Origin of the sequence: Salipiger abyssi, assembly GCF_001975705.1 — a bacterium.
GTDB classification, from domain to species: Bacteria; Pseudomonadota; Alphaproteobacteria; order Rhodobacterales; family Rhodobacteraceae; genus Salipiger; species Salipiger abyssi.
In genome coordinates, this window is sequence record NZ_CP015093.1 from 2,739,503 (window position 1) to 2,755,162 (window position 15,660).

Here is a 15,660-nt window from a genome sequence, read left to right on the forward strand (position 1 = left end):
AATTCGCATCACATAATGTGAAGGAGGTCATCATGACCCGTGACATCGCCCTGACCGGCTGCCCCGCAAAGTCTCGGCGCCGCATCCCGCTGCTGACCCGTCTGTTGGATCTCGATGCGCTGTGGCGCCAGCGCCGGCAGCTCGCCAGGCTCGACGAGGCGGCGCTGCGCGACATGGGGCTGACCCGCGCCGAGGCGCTGCACGAGGCGCGCCGGTCGCTCTGGGATGCGCCGGCACATTGGCGCCAGTAACGGCGGCGCGCGCGGCGGTCGCGGAAACAGGCCGTTTCGCGCGTCCAAAGCCTTGAAATAGCGCCGGGCTCTGCCAATATCCAAAAGGATTTCCGTTCCGCCCCAGATCGGGGCACAGCTTGGAGGATTAGATGGCAGACTACAGAACAATCCGGACCGCCACCGGAACCAGCGCGGCCCAGATTGACGAAGGGCTCCGCAGCCACATGAACAAGGTCTACGGGACCATGTCCATCGGGATGCTGCTGACCTTCGCAGTGGCCTGGGCCATCGGCACCAGCCCGGAGCTTCTCGGGATTTTCCGTGACCCGGCCACCTTGCAGCCCAATATCCTGGGCTGGATCGTGATGTTCGCGCCGCTGATCATGGTGTTCGCCTTCGGCGCGGCGATCAACAAACTCTCCGCCGCCGGCGCGCAGCTGTTCTTCTTCGCCTTCGCGGCGGTGATGGGCCTGTCGCTGAGCTGGATCTTCGTGGCCTTCACCGGCTTTTCGATCGCGCAGGTCTTCCTGGTGACCTCTATCGCCTTCGCGGGCCTGTCGCTCTGGGGCTACACCACGAAAAAGGACATCTCCGGCTGGGGATCGTTCCTGATCATGGGCGTGATTGGCCTGGTGGTCGCCTCGATCATCAATATCTTCCTGGGCTCGCCGGCGATCATGTTCGCGATCTCGATCCTGGGTGTGCTGATCTTCGCGGGCCTGACTGCCTATGACACTCAGAACATCAAGAACACCTATCTCCAGCACGCGGCGCATGGCGACAGCGAGTGGCTGGGCAAGGCCGCCATCATGGGCGCGCTGAGCCTCTATCTCGACTTCATCAACATGTTCATGTTCCTGCTGCAACTGCTCGGCAACCGCGAGTAAGCGCGCCTGCAACCGCCGCAGATACGGATCAAGGCCCCGCCCGGCGCGGGGCCTTTTTTGTTGGGGGTTGGGGCGGGCGGTGGGCAATCTGCCCACCGCCCGCCCCAACCCCGCGACTTTGCTCAGACCAATGTCGCCGGGATCAGCCCGCGCAGCGAATTGCCGATCCAGAGCCGCTCCGCCCGCTCCAGATCGGCCCGGGTCAGCACCGCTTCGTCGGCCTCGCCGGTCAGCAGCAGGCTCTCGCGCAGCACGCCGGGTAGCAGGCCGCAGGGCACGGCAGGGGTCAGCATGCGCCCGCCGATGCGTAGAAACACATTGGTAAACGCGCCCTCGCAAAGCTCGCCCCGGCTGTTGAAAAACAACACCTCGTAAACGCCCTCGGGCTTGTCACGCAGGGCACTGTCATAGCGCGCACGGCGCGTGGTCTTGAGGCGCAGGAACGGGTCGTCCGGATCGAGCGCGTCGGGCGCCAGCCTCACATGCGCCAGCTCCGGCGCCGAGCCCAGATCGAAGGGCTGATGCGTCAGCTCCACATCGCCGTTGCGCCCGATGGTCATGCGCAGCCGCAGCGGTGCGTCGGACTGCACCGCCCAGAGCCGCAGGCTCACCGCGCTTGCATCCCAGGCAAATCCCAGCGCCGCGCAGCTCCGCTCGGCGCGCGCCAGATGCAGCTCTTCGCGTACGATGCCGGAGCCCGGAAGCCACAGCATCGTTTCGATCACGCGGAGCGCGGGATCAGTCCGGTCACGAAGCGGGATTTCCACAGCGCCTCCTCATATTCTGCCGCGCACTGGCTGTCATGCACGATGCCGCCGCCGACCCCCATCACCGCGCGCCCCGGCGCGGTCTCGGTCAGGGTGCGGATCGCCACGTTGAACGCCGCCCGCCCGTCCGGCGCCGCCCAGCCGATGGCGCCGCAATAGGCGCCGCGCCGCCAGCGCTCCAGCCGGTGGATCGCCTGCATGGCGGCGATCTTCGGCGCCCCGGTGATCGAGCCGCAGGGAAACAGCGCCCGCATCAGCGCGGGCAGGGACGGGGTCTCCTGCAACTGCGCCTCGACGCGCGACACCATCTGATGCACGGTCTCATAGGTCTCGACGCAAAGCAACTCGGGCACCCGCACCGAGCCGACCCTCGAGATCCGCGACAGGTCGTTGCGCATCAGATCCACGATCATGATGTTCTCGGCGCGGTTCTTCTCGTCCCGCGCCAGCGCCTCGCGCAGCGCGCGGTCGGCGGCCTCGGTCTCGCCGCGCGGGGCGGTGCCCTTCATCGGTGCGACCGTGACCTCGCCGTCGACGCCGAGCCGGAAGAACAGCTCCGGCGAGCGCGACAGCACGCGCAGCCCGCCCAGCTCCAGAAACGCGCCATGGCCGACCGGCTGAAAGCGCCGCATCGCGCCCCAGAGCGCCAGCGGCGCGCCCTCATAGCGCAGCTCCACCGGCATGGTGAGATTGACCTGATAGAGATCGCCCCGCGCGATCATCGCCTTGATCTCGTGAAAGCGCGCCGCATAGTCCGCCGCATCCCAGAGCGGCGTGGCGGAGATGACGCGCGCCTCATCCGCCGTCTCGGCGGCGCGGCGCAGCATCGGCGCGGCATCCTCGGGCGCGCGGAAAATGCCGAAGCAGAGCAGCGGCCCGTCCCCGGCGCCCGCCAGCCCGGCCAGCGCCGGTTCCAGCGCATGGCCCAGCTCATAGGTGGCGAGCCCCGCGATCCAGAAGCCCTCGCGCCGCGCCGCTTCGAGCCGCTCCAGCGCCGCCAGCGCCTCTGCGGCGTCATGGGCGGCGATCACCTCTTCGGGCCGCGTGAACAGGGCAGGGCGCCCGTCCGGGCCCGCCTCCACCAGCAGGGTTTGCGTATCGGTCGTCACTCTGTCCCGCCCCGTTGATTGCGCGGCCTCTCCTAGCAGCCGTGAAGGCTGTTGACGAGACGGTTACGCCGCTGTTTCACACGCGGCCAGGCGCGCGCGCAGCCGCTCTGCGGTTTCGGCCAGCGCTTCGCGTGGCACGGGCTCGGGCGGATGAAACGGCACTTCGTCGAGCGGAATGTAGCGCCGCGAGGTGATGTCGGTCGACTCGTGCATCGGGATCAGATGCGCATGCACATGCGGCACGTCGTTGCCGGTCAGCACAAAGCCCACCCGGTCGACGCGGTATTCCGCCTTGAGCACCTTCGCCAGCCGCTGCCCGAGCCGGATCAGCCCGCCGGCCAGCGGTGGCGCCAGCTCGTCGAAACAGGCGACATGGGTGCGCGGCACGATCTGAAGGTGACCGGGCCGGATCGGCGCGCGGTCGGCAAAGGCGATGAAGCGGCGATCCTGGAACACCACATCCGCAAGGCTGCGCCCGCGGGAGATATCGCAAAAGAGGCAGTCGGGCTGCATGTCCCCGAGGCTCCTGTTCTGATGCCGCGCGCCACCCCCGGAGCCTGAAAAGAAAAAGGCCGCGAGGGGTGTCCCACGCGGCCTGTCACTGTCCCTGACGAGGTAAGGCTTATTTGATTTTGCCTTCCTTGTATTCGACGTGCTTCCGCGCAACCGGGTCGAATTTGCGAATGCTCATCTTCTCGGTCATGGTACGGGCGTTCTTTTTGGTCACGTAGAAATGGCCCGTGCCCGCGGTCGAGTTCAGGCGGATCTTGATGGTGGTCGGCTTCGCCATTCTTCTTCTCCTGCAACGGGGCCGCTCTCGCGTCCCGTGAAATCCTTGAAGCCCGCCTTTTACCCATGCGCGCGCCCGAGTCAACCGGGCATCGCGGAAATATATGCGTGGAGGGCCTGTAAGCCGGATTCTGTTCCGGACGGGTTGCCCCGTCCATCGGCGACCATTCCTCTAGGCCCCCGGTCGCCCGGGGGCTCGTGCTGCCAACCCGGACCTCTCGGGCCGAAGCCGCCCTGCGGCGATATCCCCGAAAGGATCATGCCCGCGCGAGGTCCCTATTTGGCATTGCTCCCGGTGGGGCTTGCCATGCGGGCGCTGTTGCCAGCCCCCCGGTGGGCTCTTACTCCACCGTTTCACCCTGACCCCGGACCAGGTCCGGGGCGGTCTGTTTTCTGTGGCGCTCTCCGTCAGGTTGCCCTGCCCGGGCGTTACCCGGCACCGGCGCTTCGGCGAGTCCGGACTTTCCTCCCCCGGCGGATCGCTCCGCCGGCAGCGGCCGCCCGGCCCTCCACGCGCGCCCGACATAGGGGCGGGGCGGGGGGCCGTCAATGGCGATGCGGCGCGGCCCCGTACCGCCCGGGGCGGCGTTTACCGAAGCTCAATCTCTTGACGCCAGACTGGCGCGGCGTGCGGGGCGCCGTTCAGGGCAGGGTGCATGAGACGGATCGACGAAAAACTGGCCAAGATCAGCTCGGGCAATTACGGCCCGCGCGATTTCATCATCACCTTTGCCAAGGATGCCGACCTCTTGCGCGGCTGCTCGGCCACCGGGCGCGACACGCAGGGCCGGCCACGCCCGCTCGCCGCCTACCGCGCAGATGTGAAGCGGGTGATCGAAAGCGATCTCGCCGATATCGTGCTGACCTCGCTCTCCACCGCCGAGATGCTGGCAGAGGACGGGGTCTATGGCCGCTCCAACGCCACCCCGGCGGTGCGGCTGAACGATCCCACCAATATGTGGCGCGTGCGCGGCGGCGCCTATCCGGCGCATCCGGCGCTGCCCTTCCGCTCGGCGCGGCTCGATGCGGTGAAGCCGGTGGCCAATCTCGGGCTCTACAGCGTCACCTTCTACAACGATCCGGTGCAGGATCACGCCACGCTCTGCGCCTATTCCGATTTCCGCGACCTCGCCACCGCCATAGGCATAAGGCATTTCCTCCAGGTCACCGATCCGCCGTTCGCCATCGACACCGGAGGGGCGGAGTATGGCGCCTATCGCAACGATATCCTGATCCGCAGTCTCGCCGGCGTGGCGCGGCGCGAGCGCCCGGTCTTTATCGAGACCGAATATCACGGCCCCGCCGCGATGGAGGAGCTGGCGGGCTGGCACCCCTCGCGGCTGGTGGTCGGGCTCACCGGCTGCCCGAACGGCACCACGCGCGACTGCCTCGAACGGCTCGCGCAGGCGGAAAAATACGGCGCGCGGCTCTCCGGCTTCAGCCGCGAAAGCTTCGCCTGCGAGGATCCGGTGCTGATGCTCACCGCCATGCGCCGGGTGATCCGCGAGGGGCTCGGCTCCTTCGAGGCGGTCAAGGCCTATCACGCCGATCTGCGCCAGGCCGGGCTCAGCCCCAACCGCGCATTGCAGGACGATGTCGAGCTCACCAGCCCGCTGCTGCGCGCCCATGCTGTCGAGGCCGCCTGAGGGTTTGGCCTTTTCGCTCCGCCGCTTGCGTGCCAGAAGGTGCCGCAACCCCGGGGGAGCGGCATGGAGCAGACGGCAGCATTCTGGATCGCGGCAGGCATGGCCACGTTTTTCGTGGGCATGTCGAAGGGCGGGCTGCCGATGGTGGCGATGCTGGGCGTGCCGATCCTGTCGGTCTTCATCCCGCCCGCCGCCGCCGCGGGGCTGCTGTTGCCGATGTATATCCTCGCCGACATCTACGCGGTCTGGCTGTTTCGCGGCCAGTATTCCGCGCGCAACCTGAAGATCCTGATCCCGGCCTCCGCCATCGGCATCCTCGCCGCCTTCCTGCTGGTCTCGCGCGTGCCGGTGGAGGCGAGCAAGCTGGTGGTGGCGCTGATCGGGCTCGGCTATCTGCTCGACGCGCTGCGCAAGCGCCTCTCGGGCGATTTCCGCTCGCGCCCGGCGGATGTGCCGCGCGGCCTGTTCTGGGGCGCGCTGGCCGGCTTCACCAGCTATATCAGCCATGCGGGCGGGCCGCCGTTCCAGGCCTATACCCTGCCGCAGAAACTGCCGAAGATGACCTTTGCCGGCACCGCCACGATCACCTTCGCCTGCATCAACTGGATGAAGCTGCCGCCCTATGTGCTCGCGGGACAGGTCACCTGGGAGAGCCTGAAGCAGATCTCGGTGCTGGCGCCGGTGGCGCTGATCGGCGCCTGGTCCGGCTACCGGGTCACCAAATGGCTGCCCGAACGGATCTTCTTCACCCTCGTCAATATCGCGCTCGGCCTGCTCTGCCTCAAGCTGCTGAGCGAGGTCGCCCAGGCCTGGTGGCCGGGCGCATAACCGGCCGCCAAAGCGCTCCGGAAAGCCCTTTCATCTTTCTGAAAATACTCCAGAAAAACCTCTCCGCAGGCGCCGCGTCCGACGCTTACGCGCCACGCATCCGCCGGCCCTCCGCATCGAACCGCATCTCGGCCGCGCTCTCCCACCTCAGCCCGGCCTCCATGCCTTCGCCCGGCGCCTCGGCGCCGCCCTCCTGCCGGACGGTCACGTCCGTGCCGTCCTCAAGCCGCAGATGCACCAGCGTCTCCGCCCCCAGCGGTTCCACCGAGATCACCCGCCCGGCGATCCGCCCCTCACCGGGCGCGACCAGCGACAGGTGTTCGGGCCGGATGCCGAGCTGTTCGCCCTCGGTCCCGCCGAACCGCGAAGCGGGCAGGAAATTCGTCGGCGGCGAGCCGATGAAGCCCGCGACAAAGGCGGTCTCGGGGTCGGCATAGACATCGAGCGGCGCGCCGATCTGGTCGGCCACGCCCGCGTTCATCACGATCATCCGGTCGGCCAGCGTCATCGCCTCGACCTGATCGTGGGTCACATAAAGCGCCGTCACCCCCAGCTTGCGCTGAAGCTGCTTGATCTCCAGCCGCATCTGCACCCGCAGCTTGGCGTCGAGGTTCGACAGCGGCTCGTCGAAGAGAAACACCGCCGGACGCCGCACGATGGCGCGTCCCATCGCCACGCGCTGGCGCTGCCCGCCCGAGAGCTCGCGCGGCCGGCGTTTCAGATAGGGCTCCAGTTGCAGCAGCTTTGCCGCTTCCTGAACGCGCGTGGCGATCTCGGGCTTCGGCGTCTTGGCGATCTTCAGCCCGTAGCCCATGTTCTCCGCCACCGACATATGAGGGTAGAGCGCGTAATTCTGGAACACCATGGCGATGTCGCGCGCCATCGGTTCCTTTTCGTTCACCCTGTCGCCGCCGATGCAGATCTCGCCCTCCGAGACGCCTTCGAGCCCGGCCACCATGCGCAGCAGGGTGGATTTGCCGCAGCCCGAGGGGCCGACGATCACGATGAACTCGCCATCGGCCACGTCGATATCGACCCCGTGGATGACCTTGGTCTCGCCAAAGGATTTCTTCACATGCTCAAGCGTCAGGGTGGCCATTTACTGCGTGTCCCGTTGGATCGGATTGGAGGGCGTGCCGGTCATGCTCATTTCTCGCTGTCGACAAGCCCGCGGATGAACAGTTTCTGCATCGAGATCACGACGATGACCGGCGGGATCATGGCGAGGATCGAGGTCGCCATGATCACCGGCCAGTCGGCGATATCGTCGCCCGAGGGGAACATCTGCTTGATGCCCATCACGATGGTGTTCATCTCCGGGTCGGTGGTGATGAGGAGCGGCCAGAGATACTGGTTCCAGCCGTAGATGAAGAGGATGACGAAGAGCGCCGCCATATTGGTGCGGCTCATCGGCAGCAGGATATCGACAAAGAACCGCATCGGCCCGGCGCCGTCGACCCGCGCCGCCTCGGCCAGCTCGTCGGGCACGGTCATGAAGAACTGCCGGAAGAGGAAGGTGGCGGTGGCCGAGGCGATGAGCGGCAGGATCAGCCCCTGATAGGAGTTCAGCATGTCGAACCGCGCGGCGACCTCGTAGGTCGGCACGATGCGCACCTCGACGGGCAGCATCAGGGTGACGAAGATCAGCCAGAAGAACAGCTTGCGGCCCGGAAAGCGGAAATAGACGATGGCAAAGGCCGAGAGGATCGAGATGACGATCTTGCCGAGCGCGATGCCGATCGCCATCACCGCCGAGTTCGCCAGCATCCGCGCCACCGGCGCGTTGATGCCCGAGACCAGAGCCTTGGCGTAGTTCTCCAGGAACTGGTCGCCGGGCAGCAGCGGCATCGGCGGGTGTACGATTTCGGGCTGGCTCACGGTCGAGGCGACAAAGGCCAGCCAGATCGGGAAGAAGATGAAGAGCACGCCGAGGATCAGCCCGGCATGGGTCAGCCAGTGCCCCGCGCCGCGTTTTTCCACCATGCCCGTGTGCCGGTCGGCCATCAGTAATGCACCTTCCGTTCGACATATTTGAATTGCAGCACCGTGAGCGCGCCGACCACCAGCAGCAGGATCACCGATTGCGCCGCCGAGGAGCCCAGATCCTGCCCGACGAAGCCGTCGGCATAGACCTTGTAGACCAGGATGGTGGTCGATTGCTGCGGCCCGCCGGCGGTGATGGTGTGGATCACCCCGAAGGTCTCGAAGAAGGCGTAGACGATATTGACCACCAGCAGAAAGAAGGTGGTGGGCGAGAGCAGCGGAAAGACGATGGTGCGAAAGCGCGTCCAGAAGCCGGCGCCGTCGATGGCGGCGGCTTCGATCACTGAGCGCGGGATGGATTGCAGGCCGGCGAGGAAGAACAGGAAGTTGTAGCTGATCCGCCCCCAGGCGGAGGCGATGACGACGAGGCCCATGGCCTCGGTGCCGTTCAGCACATGGTTCCAGTCATAGCCGAGCTGGCCGAGATACCAGGTGATGACGCCGACGCGGGTGTTGAACATGAACATCCACAGCACGCCGGCGACGGCGGGGGCGACCGCATAGGGCCAGATGAGCAGCGTGCGGTAGGTGCCCGAGCCCTTGATCAGCCGGTCGGCCAGCACGGCGAGATAGAGTGCCAGGCCCATGGAGACCAGCGTGACCAGCGTCGAGAAGATCGCGGTGGTGAGGAAGGAGGCGCGGTAATAGGGATCGCTCAGCAGATATTCGAAATTCCCCAGCCCGACATATTGCATCGACAGCCCGAACGGGTCGGGGATGAAGAGCGACTGCCACACCGCCTGACCGGCGGGGTAGAAGAAGAACACCGCCGTGATCAGCATCTGCGGCGCGATGAGCAGCAGCGGCAGCCAGACGCCCTTGAAGATCACGCGCTTTTCCATGTCGTTCGTCTCGGGATTGGGGGGGATTGACCGCGCCCCGGACCAGGTCCGGGGCCTCATGCCGCCATTGCAGCGTGGAGGCCCCGGCGCGGAGGCCGGGGCGCGATGCGAGGGGGCTTAGCGGTTGGCCTGCTCGAAGCGGCGCAGCAGCTGGTCGCCGCGGGTCTTGGCGCTGTCGAGCGCCTCCTGGGCGGATTTGTCGCCCGACCAGACGGCCTCGAGCTCTTCGTCGATGATGCCGCGGATCTGGTCGAACGATCCCAGACGCAGACCCTTCGAGTTCGCCGTCGGCGCCTTGGAGGTCATCTGGATCACCGCGATATCGGTGCCGGGGTTCTCGTCATAGAACCCCTGCTCGCGGGTCAGTTCTGCGGCGGCTTCGGTGATCGGCAGATAGCCGGTGTCCTGATGCCACTTGGCCTGGATCTCGGGCGAGGAGAGGAAGTTCAGGAACGCCGCGACGCCCTCATATTCCGCGTCCGACTGGCCCTCCATGACCCAGAGCGAGGCGCCGCCGATGATGGTGTTCTGCGGCGCGCCTTCGGCATCCGACCAGTAGGGCAGCGGACGCACGGCGAAATCGAACTCCGCCTCGGAGGAGATGCCGGCATAGCCCGCCGAGCTCTCGGTGAAGAGCGCGCATTCGCCGGCGCGGAAATTCGCCCCGCCCTCGTTGCGGCGCCCGGCATAGATGAATTTGCCGTCCTGCGCCCACTGGCCCATGGTCTCGATATGCTTGACCTGCACCGGCCCGTTCAGCGCCAGCTCGGTGTCGAGCCCGGCAAAGCCGTTCTCCTGCGTGGCGAAGGGCACGTCATGATAGGCGGAGAGGTTTTCCAGATGGATCCAGCTCTGCCAGGCGGTGGTCAGCGGGCAGTCGTGGCCGGACTCCTTGAGCGCGGTCAGGACGTCGCCGACCTGCTCCCAGGTCGAGAGATCGACATCGCGGTCGATGCCGGCGGCTTCGAGCGCGTCCTCGTTGACCCAGAGCACCGGGGTGGAGGAGTTGAAGGGCAGCGACAGCATCTTGCCCTCGGTGTCGGTGTAATAGCCTTTGACCGCACCGATATAGGCGTCGGGGTCGAACTCGGCGCCGGCATCGGCCATGACCTCATAGACCGGCTTCACAGCGCCTTCGGCGGCCATCATCGTGGCGGTGCCGACCTCGAAGACCATGAGGATGTCGGGCTGCTCGCCGGCGCGGAAGGCGGCGATGCCGGCATTCAGCGTCTCGGAATAGTTGCCCTTGTGGCTGGCGGTCACGGTGTACTCGTCCTGCGAGGCGTTGAAGGTCTCGACCTGTTCGGCGACCAGCTCGCCCAGGCGGCCGGTGAAGGCGTGCCAGAACTCGATCTCGGTCTGGGCGGCGGCGGACTGGCCGGCAAGCGCGGCGGTCAGGGCCAGGGCGGAAATGCGCAATTTCATGTGTCTCTCCTTGTCGTCCGGGGCCGGGCCCTCTTGGCCGGACCCCCTGTTATCGAAACGGAAATCCCGCCAACGGGTGGCGGGGATGGCCCCGACATGCCCGATCAGCGCGACAGTTTCGTGACAGCGCTTGGCCGCCGGTTGGCTCCGGCGGTCCTGTGGCTGACAGTGACGTCAGGGAATGCGGCCAGCGGATCTGCGGCCGCGCTCCTCCTCCGGCGGATAATAGAACATGCGTGGGGCTGTTCGCCAAGAGGTTGCGGGGTTGCAGGGCGGATGACGCGCCGTTACCTCTCGCGCGGAACAGGAGGTCAGGCATGACGCAACCGGACTGGATCGCCGCCGAATGGGGCGCCGCGCATCTGCGGATCTGGCAGATCGGCGCGGAGGGCAGGGTGCTGTCCACCGCAGAGAGTGGCGAGGGCTATGAGCAGACCGACGCGCCGGGCCCGGCGCTGCGGCGCCTGCTGCCGGATCTCGATGCCTCGGTGCCGGTGCTGATGAGCGGCGCGGGCCTGCTGCCGAGCCCCGCCGTGCCCTGCACCCCGCCGGTGGCGGCGCAGGCGCGCGAGGAAGACGGGCTGCGTCTGCTGCCCGGTGTGGCGCAGGAGACCCCCGCCGATCTGCTGCGCGGCGAAGAGGTGCGGGTGGCGGGGTTTCTCGCGATGAACCCGCGCTTCGACGGGGTGGTCTGCCTGCCGGGGGCGCAGAGCCGCTGGGTGCATGTGAGCGCCGGAGAGATCGTCAGTTTCCGCAGCTTTCTGACCGGCACGCTCTTTGCCGGCCTGCCGCGGCTTGCGGCGCCGGAGGCGGGCTGGGACGAGGCGGCGCTGGTCGAGGCGGCGGACCGGGCCATGGGCCGCCCCGCCGGGATCGCTGGCGATCTGGCGGCGGTGCTGGCCGAGATGCGGCTCAAGGGGCTGCCGGCGGGGGCCGCCTCTTCGCAGGCCCTGGGCCTGCTCATCGGCCTGGAGCTGGCGGCGGCGAAACCCTATTGGCTGGGGCAGAACGTCGCGCTGGTGGGCGAGGGCGCGCTGGTGGCGCCCTATCGCGCGGCGCTGGCCGCGCAGCATGTGCCGGTGGTGCAAGCCGATGGCGCGCGCATGGCGCTGGAGGGGCTCAAGGTGGCCTGGCGCGGCTGAGCCTTGCGCGAGGTCATGGCACCCGCCCGCGCGCTGCGCTAGCCTTTGCCCAAACACCGCAAAGGAGATCCGCCATGCCCGACAGCGCCACCCTGCGCCCCGGCGAAACCACCGTCGAGCTGCCGCCCGCCGCCGACGCGCAGCTGCGCTTCATCGGCCGTATCCGCACGCCCTTCAAGACCCGCGCCGACTGCCCCCGGCAGGGCAGTGCAGACGGCCCCGAATGTCGCGTTGAGATCGACCCGATCCTGGAGCCGGCGCTCGACGGGATCGAACGCACCGATCGGATCGAACTGCTATACTGGCTCGACCGCTCGCGCCGTGACCTGCTCACCCAGAGCCCGCGCGGCAGCGGCGAGCTGCGCGGCACGTTCAGCCTGCGCTCGCCGCAGCGGCCCAATCCGATCGGCACCTCGGTGGTGACGCTGCTCCGCCGCGAGGGGCCGGTGCTGGTGGTGCGCGGGCTTGATTGTCTCGACGGCACGCCGCTCATCGACCTCAAGCCGGCGCGCTGCGATCAGGCGGAGCGGCGGCGGGAGGCGGCGCATCAGGGGTGATTTTAAGATGCCCGAATTTTTGGCGAATGTCGAAATTTCGCCAATCAATCGGGCGGTCGCCGTCCCGGCGCGGTGCTGCCGGGGCGGGGTGACGGGCGTCGCGCTTGCCGTTCTGCCGGGGCCGGGAAAGGCTGCCGCGCTCAGGAGACACGCGCCATTCCCTACGATCACACAGCGATGACGACCCGGACGGCCCCCGCCGCGCAGCGCGCCCGCGGGTGCGCCCGCCTCGGCGCCAGGCTGCGCGGCGCGCGCAGCGCGATCTCCGATCTGCACATGTCGGGCAGTTCCAAGCTGCTGTTTCCGCGCGCGCAGGGCGCCTTGCAGGCGGTCTATCTCAACAGCTCCGGCGGCATCACCGGCGGCGATGCCTTCGAAGTCGCGGCCCGGGCCGAGGCCGGCGCGCATCTGGCGATGACTACCCAGGCCGCCGAGCGTGTCTATCGTGCGCTGCCGCAGGAGACCGGGCGGGTGGAGACCCGGCTGGAACTGGACGAAGGCGCGCGGCTCGACTGGCTGCCGCAGGAGACGATCCTCTTCGAAGGCGGCGCGCTCGACCGCAGTCTGTCTGTCGAGATGGCGCCGGATGCGCGGCTGCTGGCCTGCGAGGCCCTGATCTTTGGCCGCCACGCCATGGGCGAGGTGCTGCACGACCTGCGCCTGCGCGACCGCATCGACCTGCGCATCGGCGGCAGGCTGGCCTTTGCCGACCGGCTGCATCTGAGCGGCGATGCTGCCGCGACGCTTGCCCATCCCGCCATTGCCGGCGGCGCGGGGGCGATGGCAACGGTGATCCACGCGGCGCCGGGTGCCGCCAACGCCCGCGACACGCTGCGCGAGATGCTGCCCGAAACCGCAGGGGTCTCGGCGATCTCCGAGGATCTGCTGCTGATCCGTCTGGTTTCCGTTGACGGCTTTGCGCTGCGCGGTCACCTTGCTCCTGTCCTGCGCCGCCTCAGCGGTAGCGAACTGCCACGACCCTGGATGATCTGACCCATGCAACTGACCCCCCGCGAAAAGGACAAGCTTCTTGTCGCCATGGCCGCCGAAGTGGCCCGTAAACGCCTGAGCCGCGGCGTGAAGCTGAATTACCCCGAGGCGGTGGCGCTGATCACCGACGCGGTGGTCGAGGGCGCCCGCGACGGCCGCTCTGTGGCCGAGATGATGGAGGCGGGTGCCAAGGTCATCAGCGTGGAGCAATGCATGGAGGGCGTGCCCGAGATGATCCACGAGGTTCAGGTCGAGGCGACCTTTCCCGACGGCACCAAGCTTGTCACCGTGCATAACCCGATCCGCTGATCCCGCAGAAAGGCCCAAGATGAAACGACTTTCCCTGATCCTCGCCCCCGCCCTCCTGACCGCGAGCCCGGCGCTGGCGCATCTCAACCCGGGCGAGCACGGCTCGTTTGCGGCGGGCTTCACCCATCCGGTCTTTGGCGCCGACCACGTTCTGGCGATGGTCAGCGTCGGGCTCTGGGCGGCGCTGCTCGGGGGGCGGGCGATCTGGATGCTGCCGGTGTCCTTCGTGGCGGCGATGTGCGCGGGCTTCGTGATGGCGCTGGCCGGGCTGGCGCTGCCCTTTGTCGAGCCCGCGATCCTCGCCTCGGTCATGGTGCTGGGCGTCGCCGTGGCGCTGGCGGCGCGGGTGCCCGCCGGGCTGGGCGCGGCGGTGGTCGCGGTCTTTGCGCTGTTTCACGGCTTTGCCCATGGCACCGAGATCGGCGGCGCCACGGCGCTGAGCTATCTCGGCGGGTTCACCATTGCCACGGCGCTGCTGCATGCGGCGGGGCTGGCTCTGGGCCTTGCGCTGACCCGCTGGCTGAGCCCGGCGCTGACCCGCGCGCTCGGCGCGGCGGTGGCGGCGCTCGGCGTGACGCTGGCGATGGGCTGAGGAGGCTTGCGATGATCCCCGGAGAACTCTTTCCCGCCGAGGGCGAGCTGGTGCTGAACGAGGGCCGCGAGGCGATCACCCTGATGGTCGCCAATACCGGCGACCGCCCCGTCCAGGTCGGCTCGCATTACCATTTCGCCGAGACCAACCCGGCGCTCGATTTCGACCGCGAGGCGGCGATGGGCCTGCGGCTCGACATCGCGGCGGGCACTGCCGTGCGCTTTGAGCCGGGCCAGCGCCGTGAGGTCAACCTGATCCCGCTTTCGGGCGCGCGCCGCATTTACGGCTTCAACAAGAAGGTCATGGGCGCGCTCTGAGCGGGCCCGGGCTGAAATCATAAACGCAATAATAATAACGGAGTACGGTGCGATGTTCGGGCAGTTCAATGCGTGGCACGAGAGTGCGGTGAAACTCGGCCTGCTGGCCACGGAGGCGCAGAGTGTTGTGGCCTACCGGATGCTGGGATTCAGCGGGCTCTGGTCGGTGCCGCCGTCCGAGTCGATCCGCATGGTGGCGGAAAAGACGCCGGCCTTCCTGACCGGCTGGTGGGATGCCTCGCAGGCCTGGGGCAATGGTGCCTCGCCCGAGGCAGTGCTCGTGGCCTGGGCCGAGCCGCTGGAGGAGGCGGCACGGGAGAACCGCCAGAGGCTGGCGCGGCGCGGGCCGAAAGTGACCCTCGGCCTGGAGACCGAGGACTGACGAGGAGGAGGACGACGACATGATGCCGATGACTCCGATGGATTGGAGCCTGGCGATGATGCGGGCCGGTTCGCAGGTGATGGGGGCGCAGATCCGTCTGGCCCAGGTCATGTGCGAGGCGGGCATGGAGCAGCAACAGCGGCTTTGGGGGCTGCGGGCGCCGGACCTTCCGGTCAAGGAGCGTGTGACCAGTGCGCCCGGGGCCTGCGTGTCGCTCCCTCCGCGCGCTGTGACCCGGCTCCGTGCTGTGCCCGCCGCGCCGGGGGCGCAGACGCGCCGCCGCGCCGCCTCCAAGGCGCCGATCCCGGTGCTGGTGGCGCGCTCGGGCGACGCCGACCTCTCGGCAGACATATAGGGGCAACGCCATGGCCAGCCGTCCGCTTCTGACCGACGATAAGCTCTCGCCGCTTGCGCGCGAAGTCTTCGACGATATCCGCGCCACGCGCGGCACCGATTACATCAACAATTTCTGGCGCGCGCTGGCGCATGATCCCGAGACGCTCAAGGCGACCTGGGAACGGCTCAAGGGGCTGATGGGGGCGGGCGCGCTGGACCCGCTGGTCAAGGAGATGGTCTATATCGCCGTCTCTGCCGCCAATGCCTGCGAATATTGCTGCCACTCGCACACGGCGGCGGCGAAGGCCAAGGGCATGACCGACGAGATGCATAACGAGCTGCTGGCGGTGATCGGCATGGCCAGCCAGACCAACGCCATGGCCACCGCGCTTCAGGTGCCGGTGGACGAGATCTTCGAGGTCTGATCCGAGATGCGCCTTTGCCCTGCCACGCCGCCGAGTTCCCG

21 protein-coding genes and 1 other RNA gene are annotated in these 15,660 nt (G+C 67.8%); 13 read left to right on the forward strand and 9 right to left on the reverse strand.

The window, feature by feature from the left end:
- Positions 1-32: 32 nt before the first annotated feature.
- On the forward strand, positions 33-251 hold the full coding sequence (locus Ga0080574_RS16785) for a DUF1127 domain-containing protein (RefSeq protein ID WP_076702368.1): 219 nt from the start codon (positions 33-35) through the stop codon (positions 249-251).
- Positions 252-382: 131 nt separating this feature from the next.
- Positions 383-1,120, forward strand: coding sequence for a Bax inhibitor-1/YccA family protein (locus Ga0080574_RS16790; RefSeq protein WP_076702373.1), 738 nt, complete (start codon positions 383-385; stop codon positions 1,118-1,120).
- A gap of 122 nt (positions 1,121-1,242) precedes the next feature.
- On the opposite strand, the gene Ga0080574_RS16795 is transcribed toward Ga0080574_RS16790, so the two are convergent.
- From Ga0080574_RS16795 to rnpB, 5 genes are all read right to left on the reverse strand, one after another.
- A complete protein-coding gene (locus tag Ga0080574_RS16795) occupies positions 1,243-1,833 on the reverse strand; it encodes an aminotransferase class IV (RefSeq protein WP_083716964.1) in 591 nt (196 codons plus the stop codon).
- An 8-nt stretch (positions 1,834-1,841) separates the two neighbouring features.
- On the reverse strand, positions 1,842-2,996 hold the full coding sequence (locus Ga0080574_RS16800) for an aminodeoxychorismate synthase component I (RefSeq protein WP_156876387.1): 1,155 nt from the start codon (positions 2,994-2,996) through the stop codon (positions 1,842-1,844).
- Between the two features lie 63 nt (positions 2,997-3,059).
- Complete coding sequence (locus Ga0080574_RS16805; protein WP_076702381.1) at positions 3,060-3,509, reverse strand: HIT family protein; 450 nt, start codon at positions 3,507-3,509, stop codon at positions 3,060-3,062.
- A 109-nt stretch (positions 3,510-3,618) separates the two neighbouring features.
- The gene (gene rpmG / locus Ga0080574_RS16810) at positions 3,619-3,786 is read right to left on the reverse strand and encodes a 50S ribosomal protein L33 (RefSeq protein ID WP_023852153.1); all 168 of its coding nucleotides are present in this window, start codon (positions 3,784-3,786) and stop codon (positions 3,619-3,621) included.
- 103 nt (positions 3,787-3,889) lie between these two features.
- Positions 3,890-4,298: RNase P RNA component class A (gene rnpB / locus Ga0080574_RS16815), an RNA gene on the reverse strand.
- A 143-nt stretch (positions 4,299-4,441) separates the two neighbouring features.
- Between rnpB and Ga0080574_RS16820 the strand changes: the two genes are divergently transcribed.
- The gene (locus Ga0080574_RS16820) at positions 4,442-5,431 is read left to right on the forward strand and encodes a hypothetical protein (RefSeq protein ID WP_076702385.1); all 990 of its coding nucleotides are present in this window, start codon (positions 4,442-4,444) and stop codon (positions 5,429-5,431) included.
- A gap of 63 nt (positions 5,432-5,494) precedes the next feature.
- The gene (locus Ga0080574_RS16825; protein WP_076702389.1) at positions 5,495-6,259 is read left to right on the forward strand and encodes a sulfite exporter TauE/SafE family protein; all 765 of its coding nucleotides are present in this window, start codon (positions 5,495-5,497) and stop codon (positions 6,257-6,259) included.
- An 85-nt stretch (positions 6,260-6,344) separates the two neighbouring features.
- Here Ga0080574_RS16825 and Ga0080574_RS16830 read toward each other — a convergent pair whose 3' ends face one another.
- The 4 genes from Ga0080574_RS16830 to ugpB form a co-directional block, all read right to left on the reverse strand.
- Positions 6,345-7,358 carry an ABC transporter ATP-binding protein gene (locus Ga0080574_RS16830; protein ID WP_076702392.1) on the reverse strand — a complete coding sequence of 338 codons (1,014 nt, stop codon included), beginning with the start codon at positions 7,356-7,358 and terminating at the stop codon, positions 6,345-6,347.
- Between the two features lie 47 nt (positions 7,359-7,405).
- On the reverse strand, positions 7,406-8,242 hold the full coding sequence (ugpE, locus tag Ga0080574_RS16835) for a sn-glycerol-3-phosphate ABC transporter permease UgpE (protein WP_076706032.1): 837 nt from the start codon (positions 8,240-8,242) through the stop codon (positions 7,406-7,408).
- A gap of 20 nt (positions 8,243-8,262) precedes the next feature.
- Entirely contained in the window at positions 8,263-9,144 is an 882-nt protein-coding gene (ugpA, locus tag Ga0080574_RS16840) for a sn-glycerol-3-phosphate ABC transporter permease UgpA (protein ID WP_076702395.1), read from the reverse strand.
- A gap of 117 nt (positions 9,145-9,261) precedes the next feature.
- Positions 9,262-10,569, reverse strand: a complete 1,308-nt coding sequence (gene ugpB, locus Ga0080574_RS16845; protein WP_076702399.1) for a sn-glycerol-3-phosphate ABC transporter substrate-binding protein UgpB — start codon at positions 10,567-10,569, stop codon at positions 9,262-9,264.
- A 317-nt stretch (positions 10,570-10,886) separates the two neighbouring features.
- Here ugpB and Ga0080574_RS16850 point away from each other — a divergent pair, with 317 nt between their 5' ends.
- The 9 genes from Ga0080574_RS16850 to Ga0080574_RS16890 all read left to right on the forward strand — a co-directional run bounded on the left by Ga0080574_RS16850 (position 10,887) and on the right by Ga0080574_RS16890 (position 15,619).
- Positions 10,887-11,711, forward strand: a complete 825-nt coding sequence (locus Ga0080574_RS16850; protein ID WP_076702403.1) for a 2-dehydro-3-deoxygalactonokinase — start codon at positions 10,887-10,889, stop codon at positions 11,709-11,711.
- 74 nt (positions 11,712-11,785) lie between these two features.
- Positions 11,786-12,268, forward strand: coding sequence for a tRNA (N6-threonylcarbamoyladenosine(37)-N6)-methyltransferase TrmO (gene tsaA / locus Ga0080574_RS16855; protein WP_076702407.1), 483 nt, complete (start codon positions 11,786-11,788; stop codon positions 12,266-12,268).
- A gap of 177 nt (positions 12,269-12,445) precedes the next feature.
- The gene (locus Ga0080574_RS16860) at positions 12,446-13,261 is read left to right on the forward strand and encodes an urease accessory protein UreD (RefSeq protein WP_076702410.1); all 816 of its coding nucleotides are present in this window, start codon (positions 12,446-12,448) and stop codon (positions 13,259-13,261) included.
- 3 nt (positions 13,262-13,264) lie between these two features.
- Positions 13,265-13,567 (forward strand): urease subunit gamma, encoded by a 303-nt coding sequence (locus Ga0080574_RS16865; RefSeq protein ID WP_076702413.1) that lies wholly within the window; start codon positions 13,265-13,267, stop codon positions 13,565-13,567.
- Between the two features lie 19 nt (positions 13,568-13,586).
- On the forward strand, positions 13,587-14,159 hold the full coding sequence (locus tag Ga0080574_RS16870) for a HupE/UreJ family protein (RefSeq protein ID WP_076702417.1): 573 nt from the start codon (positions 13,587-13,589) through the stop codon (positions 14,157-14,159).
- An 11-nt stretch (positions 14,160-14,170) separates the two neighbouring features.
- Positions 14,171-14,476 carry an urease subunit beta gene (locus Ga0080574_RS16875; protein WP_076702422.1) on the forward strand — a complete coding sequence of 102 codons (306 nt, stop codon included), beginning with the start codon at positions 14,171-14,173 and terminating at the stop codon, positions 14,474-14,476.
- A gap of 52 nt (positions 14,477-14,528) precedes the next feature.
- Complete coding sequence (locus tag Ga0080574_RS16880; protein ID WP_076702425.1) at positions 14,529-14,858, forward strand: antifreeze protein; 330 nt, start codon at positions 14,529-14,531, stop codon at positions 14,856-14,858.
- Between the two features lie 19 nt (positions 14,859-14,877).
- Entirely contained in the window at positions 14,878-15,213 is a 336-nt protein-coding gene (locus tag Ga0080574_RS16885) for a hypothetical protein (RefSeq protein WP_076702429.1), read from the forward strand.
- A gap of 10 nt (positions 15,214-15,223) precedes the next feature.
- The gene (locus Ga0080574_RS16890) at positions 15,224-15,619 is read left to right on the forward strand and encodes a carboxymuconolactone decarboxylase family protein (RefSeq protein ID WP_076702433.1); all 396 of its coding nucleotides are present in this window, start codon (positions 15,224-15,226) and stop codon (positions 15,617-15,619) included.
- Positions 15,620-15,660: the final 41 nt, after the last annotated feature.

Bases quoted from the DNA above. Each gene is read 5' to 3' on its own strand.
- Ga0080574_RS16785 (WP_076702368.1), top strand. From the start codon at position 33: ATGACCCGTGACATCGCCCTGACCGGCTGCCCCGCAAAGTCTCGGCGC.
- Ga0080574_RS16790 (WP_076702373.1), top strand. From the start codon at position 383: ATGGCAGACTACAGAACAATCCGGACCGCCACCGGAACCAGCGCGGCC.
- Ga0080574_RS16795 (WP_083716964.1), bottom strand. From the start codon at position 1,833: ATGCTGTGGCTTCCGGGCTCCGGCATCGTACGCGAAGAGCTGCATCTG.
- Ga0080574_RS16805 (WP_076702381.1), bottom strand. From the start codon at position 3,509: ATGCAGCCCGACTGCCTCTTTTGCGATATCTCCCGCGGGCGCAGCCTT.
- rpmG (WP_023852153.1), bottom strand. From the start codon at position 3,786: ATGGCGAAGCCGACCACCATCAAGATCCGCCTGAACTCGACCGCGGGC.
- Ga0080574_RS16820 (WP_076702385.1), top strand. From the start codon at position 4,442: ATGAGACGGATCGACGAAAAACTGGCCAAGATCAGCTCGGGCAATTAC.
- Ga0080574_RS16825 (WP_076702389.1), top strand. From the start codon at position 5,495: ATGGAGCAGACGGCAGCATTCTGGATCGCGGCAGGCATGGCCACGTTT.
- Ga0080574_RS16830 (WP_076702392.1), bottom strand. From the start codon at position 7,358: ATGGCCACCCTGACGCTTGAGCATGTGAAGAAATCCTTTGGCGAGACC.
- ugpE (WP_076706032.1), bottom strand. From the start codon at position 8,242: ATGGTGGAAAAACGCGGCGCGGGGCACTGGCTGACCCATGCCGGGCTG.
- ugpA (WP_076702395.1), bottom strand. From the start codon at position 9,144: ATGGAAAAGCGCGTGATCTTCAAGGGCGTCTGGCTGCCGCTGCTGCTC.
- ugpB (WP_076702399.1), bottom strand. From the start codon at position 10,569: ATGAAATTGCGCATTTCCGCCCTGGCCCTGACCGCCGCGCTTGCCGGC.
- Ga0080574_RS16850 (WP_076702403.1), top strand. From the start codon at position 10,887: ATGACGCAACCGGACTGGATCGCCGCCGAATGGGGCGCCGCGCATCTG.
- tsaA (WP_076702407.1), top strand. From the start codon at position 11,786: ATGCCCGACAGCGCCACCCTGCGCCCCGGCGAAACCACCGTCGAGCTG.
- Ga0080574_RS16860 (WP_076702410.1), top strand. From the start codon at position 12,446: ATGACGACCCGGACGGCCCCCGCCGCGCAGCGCGCCCGCGGGTGCGCC.
- Ga0080574_RS16865 (WP_076702413.1), top strand. From the start codon at position 13,265: ATGCAACTGACCCCCCGCGAAAAGGACAAGCTTCTTGTCGCCATGGCC.
- Ga0080574_RS16870 (WP_076702417.1), top strand. From the start codon at position 13,587: ATGAAACGACTTTCCCTGATCCTCGCCCCCGCCCTCCTGACCGCGAGC.
- Ga0080574_RS16875 (WP_076702422.1), top strand. From the start codon at position 14,171: ATGATCCCCGGAGAACTCTTTCCCGCCGAGGGCGAGCTGGTGCTGAAC.
- Ga0080574_RS16880 (WP_076702425.1), top strand. From the start codon at position 14,529: ATGTTCGGGCAGTTCAATGCGTGGCACGAGAGTGCGGTGAAACTCGGC.
- Ga0080574_RS16885 (WP_076702429.1), top strand. From the start codon at position 14,878: ATGATGCCGATGACTCCGATGGATTGGAGCCTGGCGATGATGCGGGCC.
- Ga0080574_RS16890 (WP_076702433.1), top strand. From the start codon at position 15,224: ATGGCCAGCCGTCCGCTTCTGACCGACGATAAGCTCTCGCCGCTTGCG.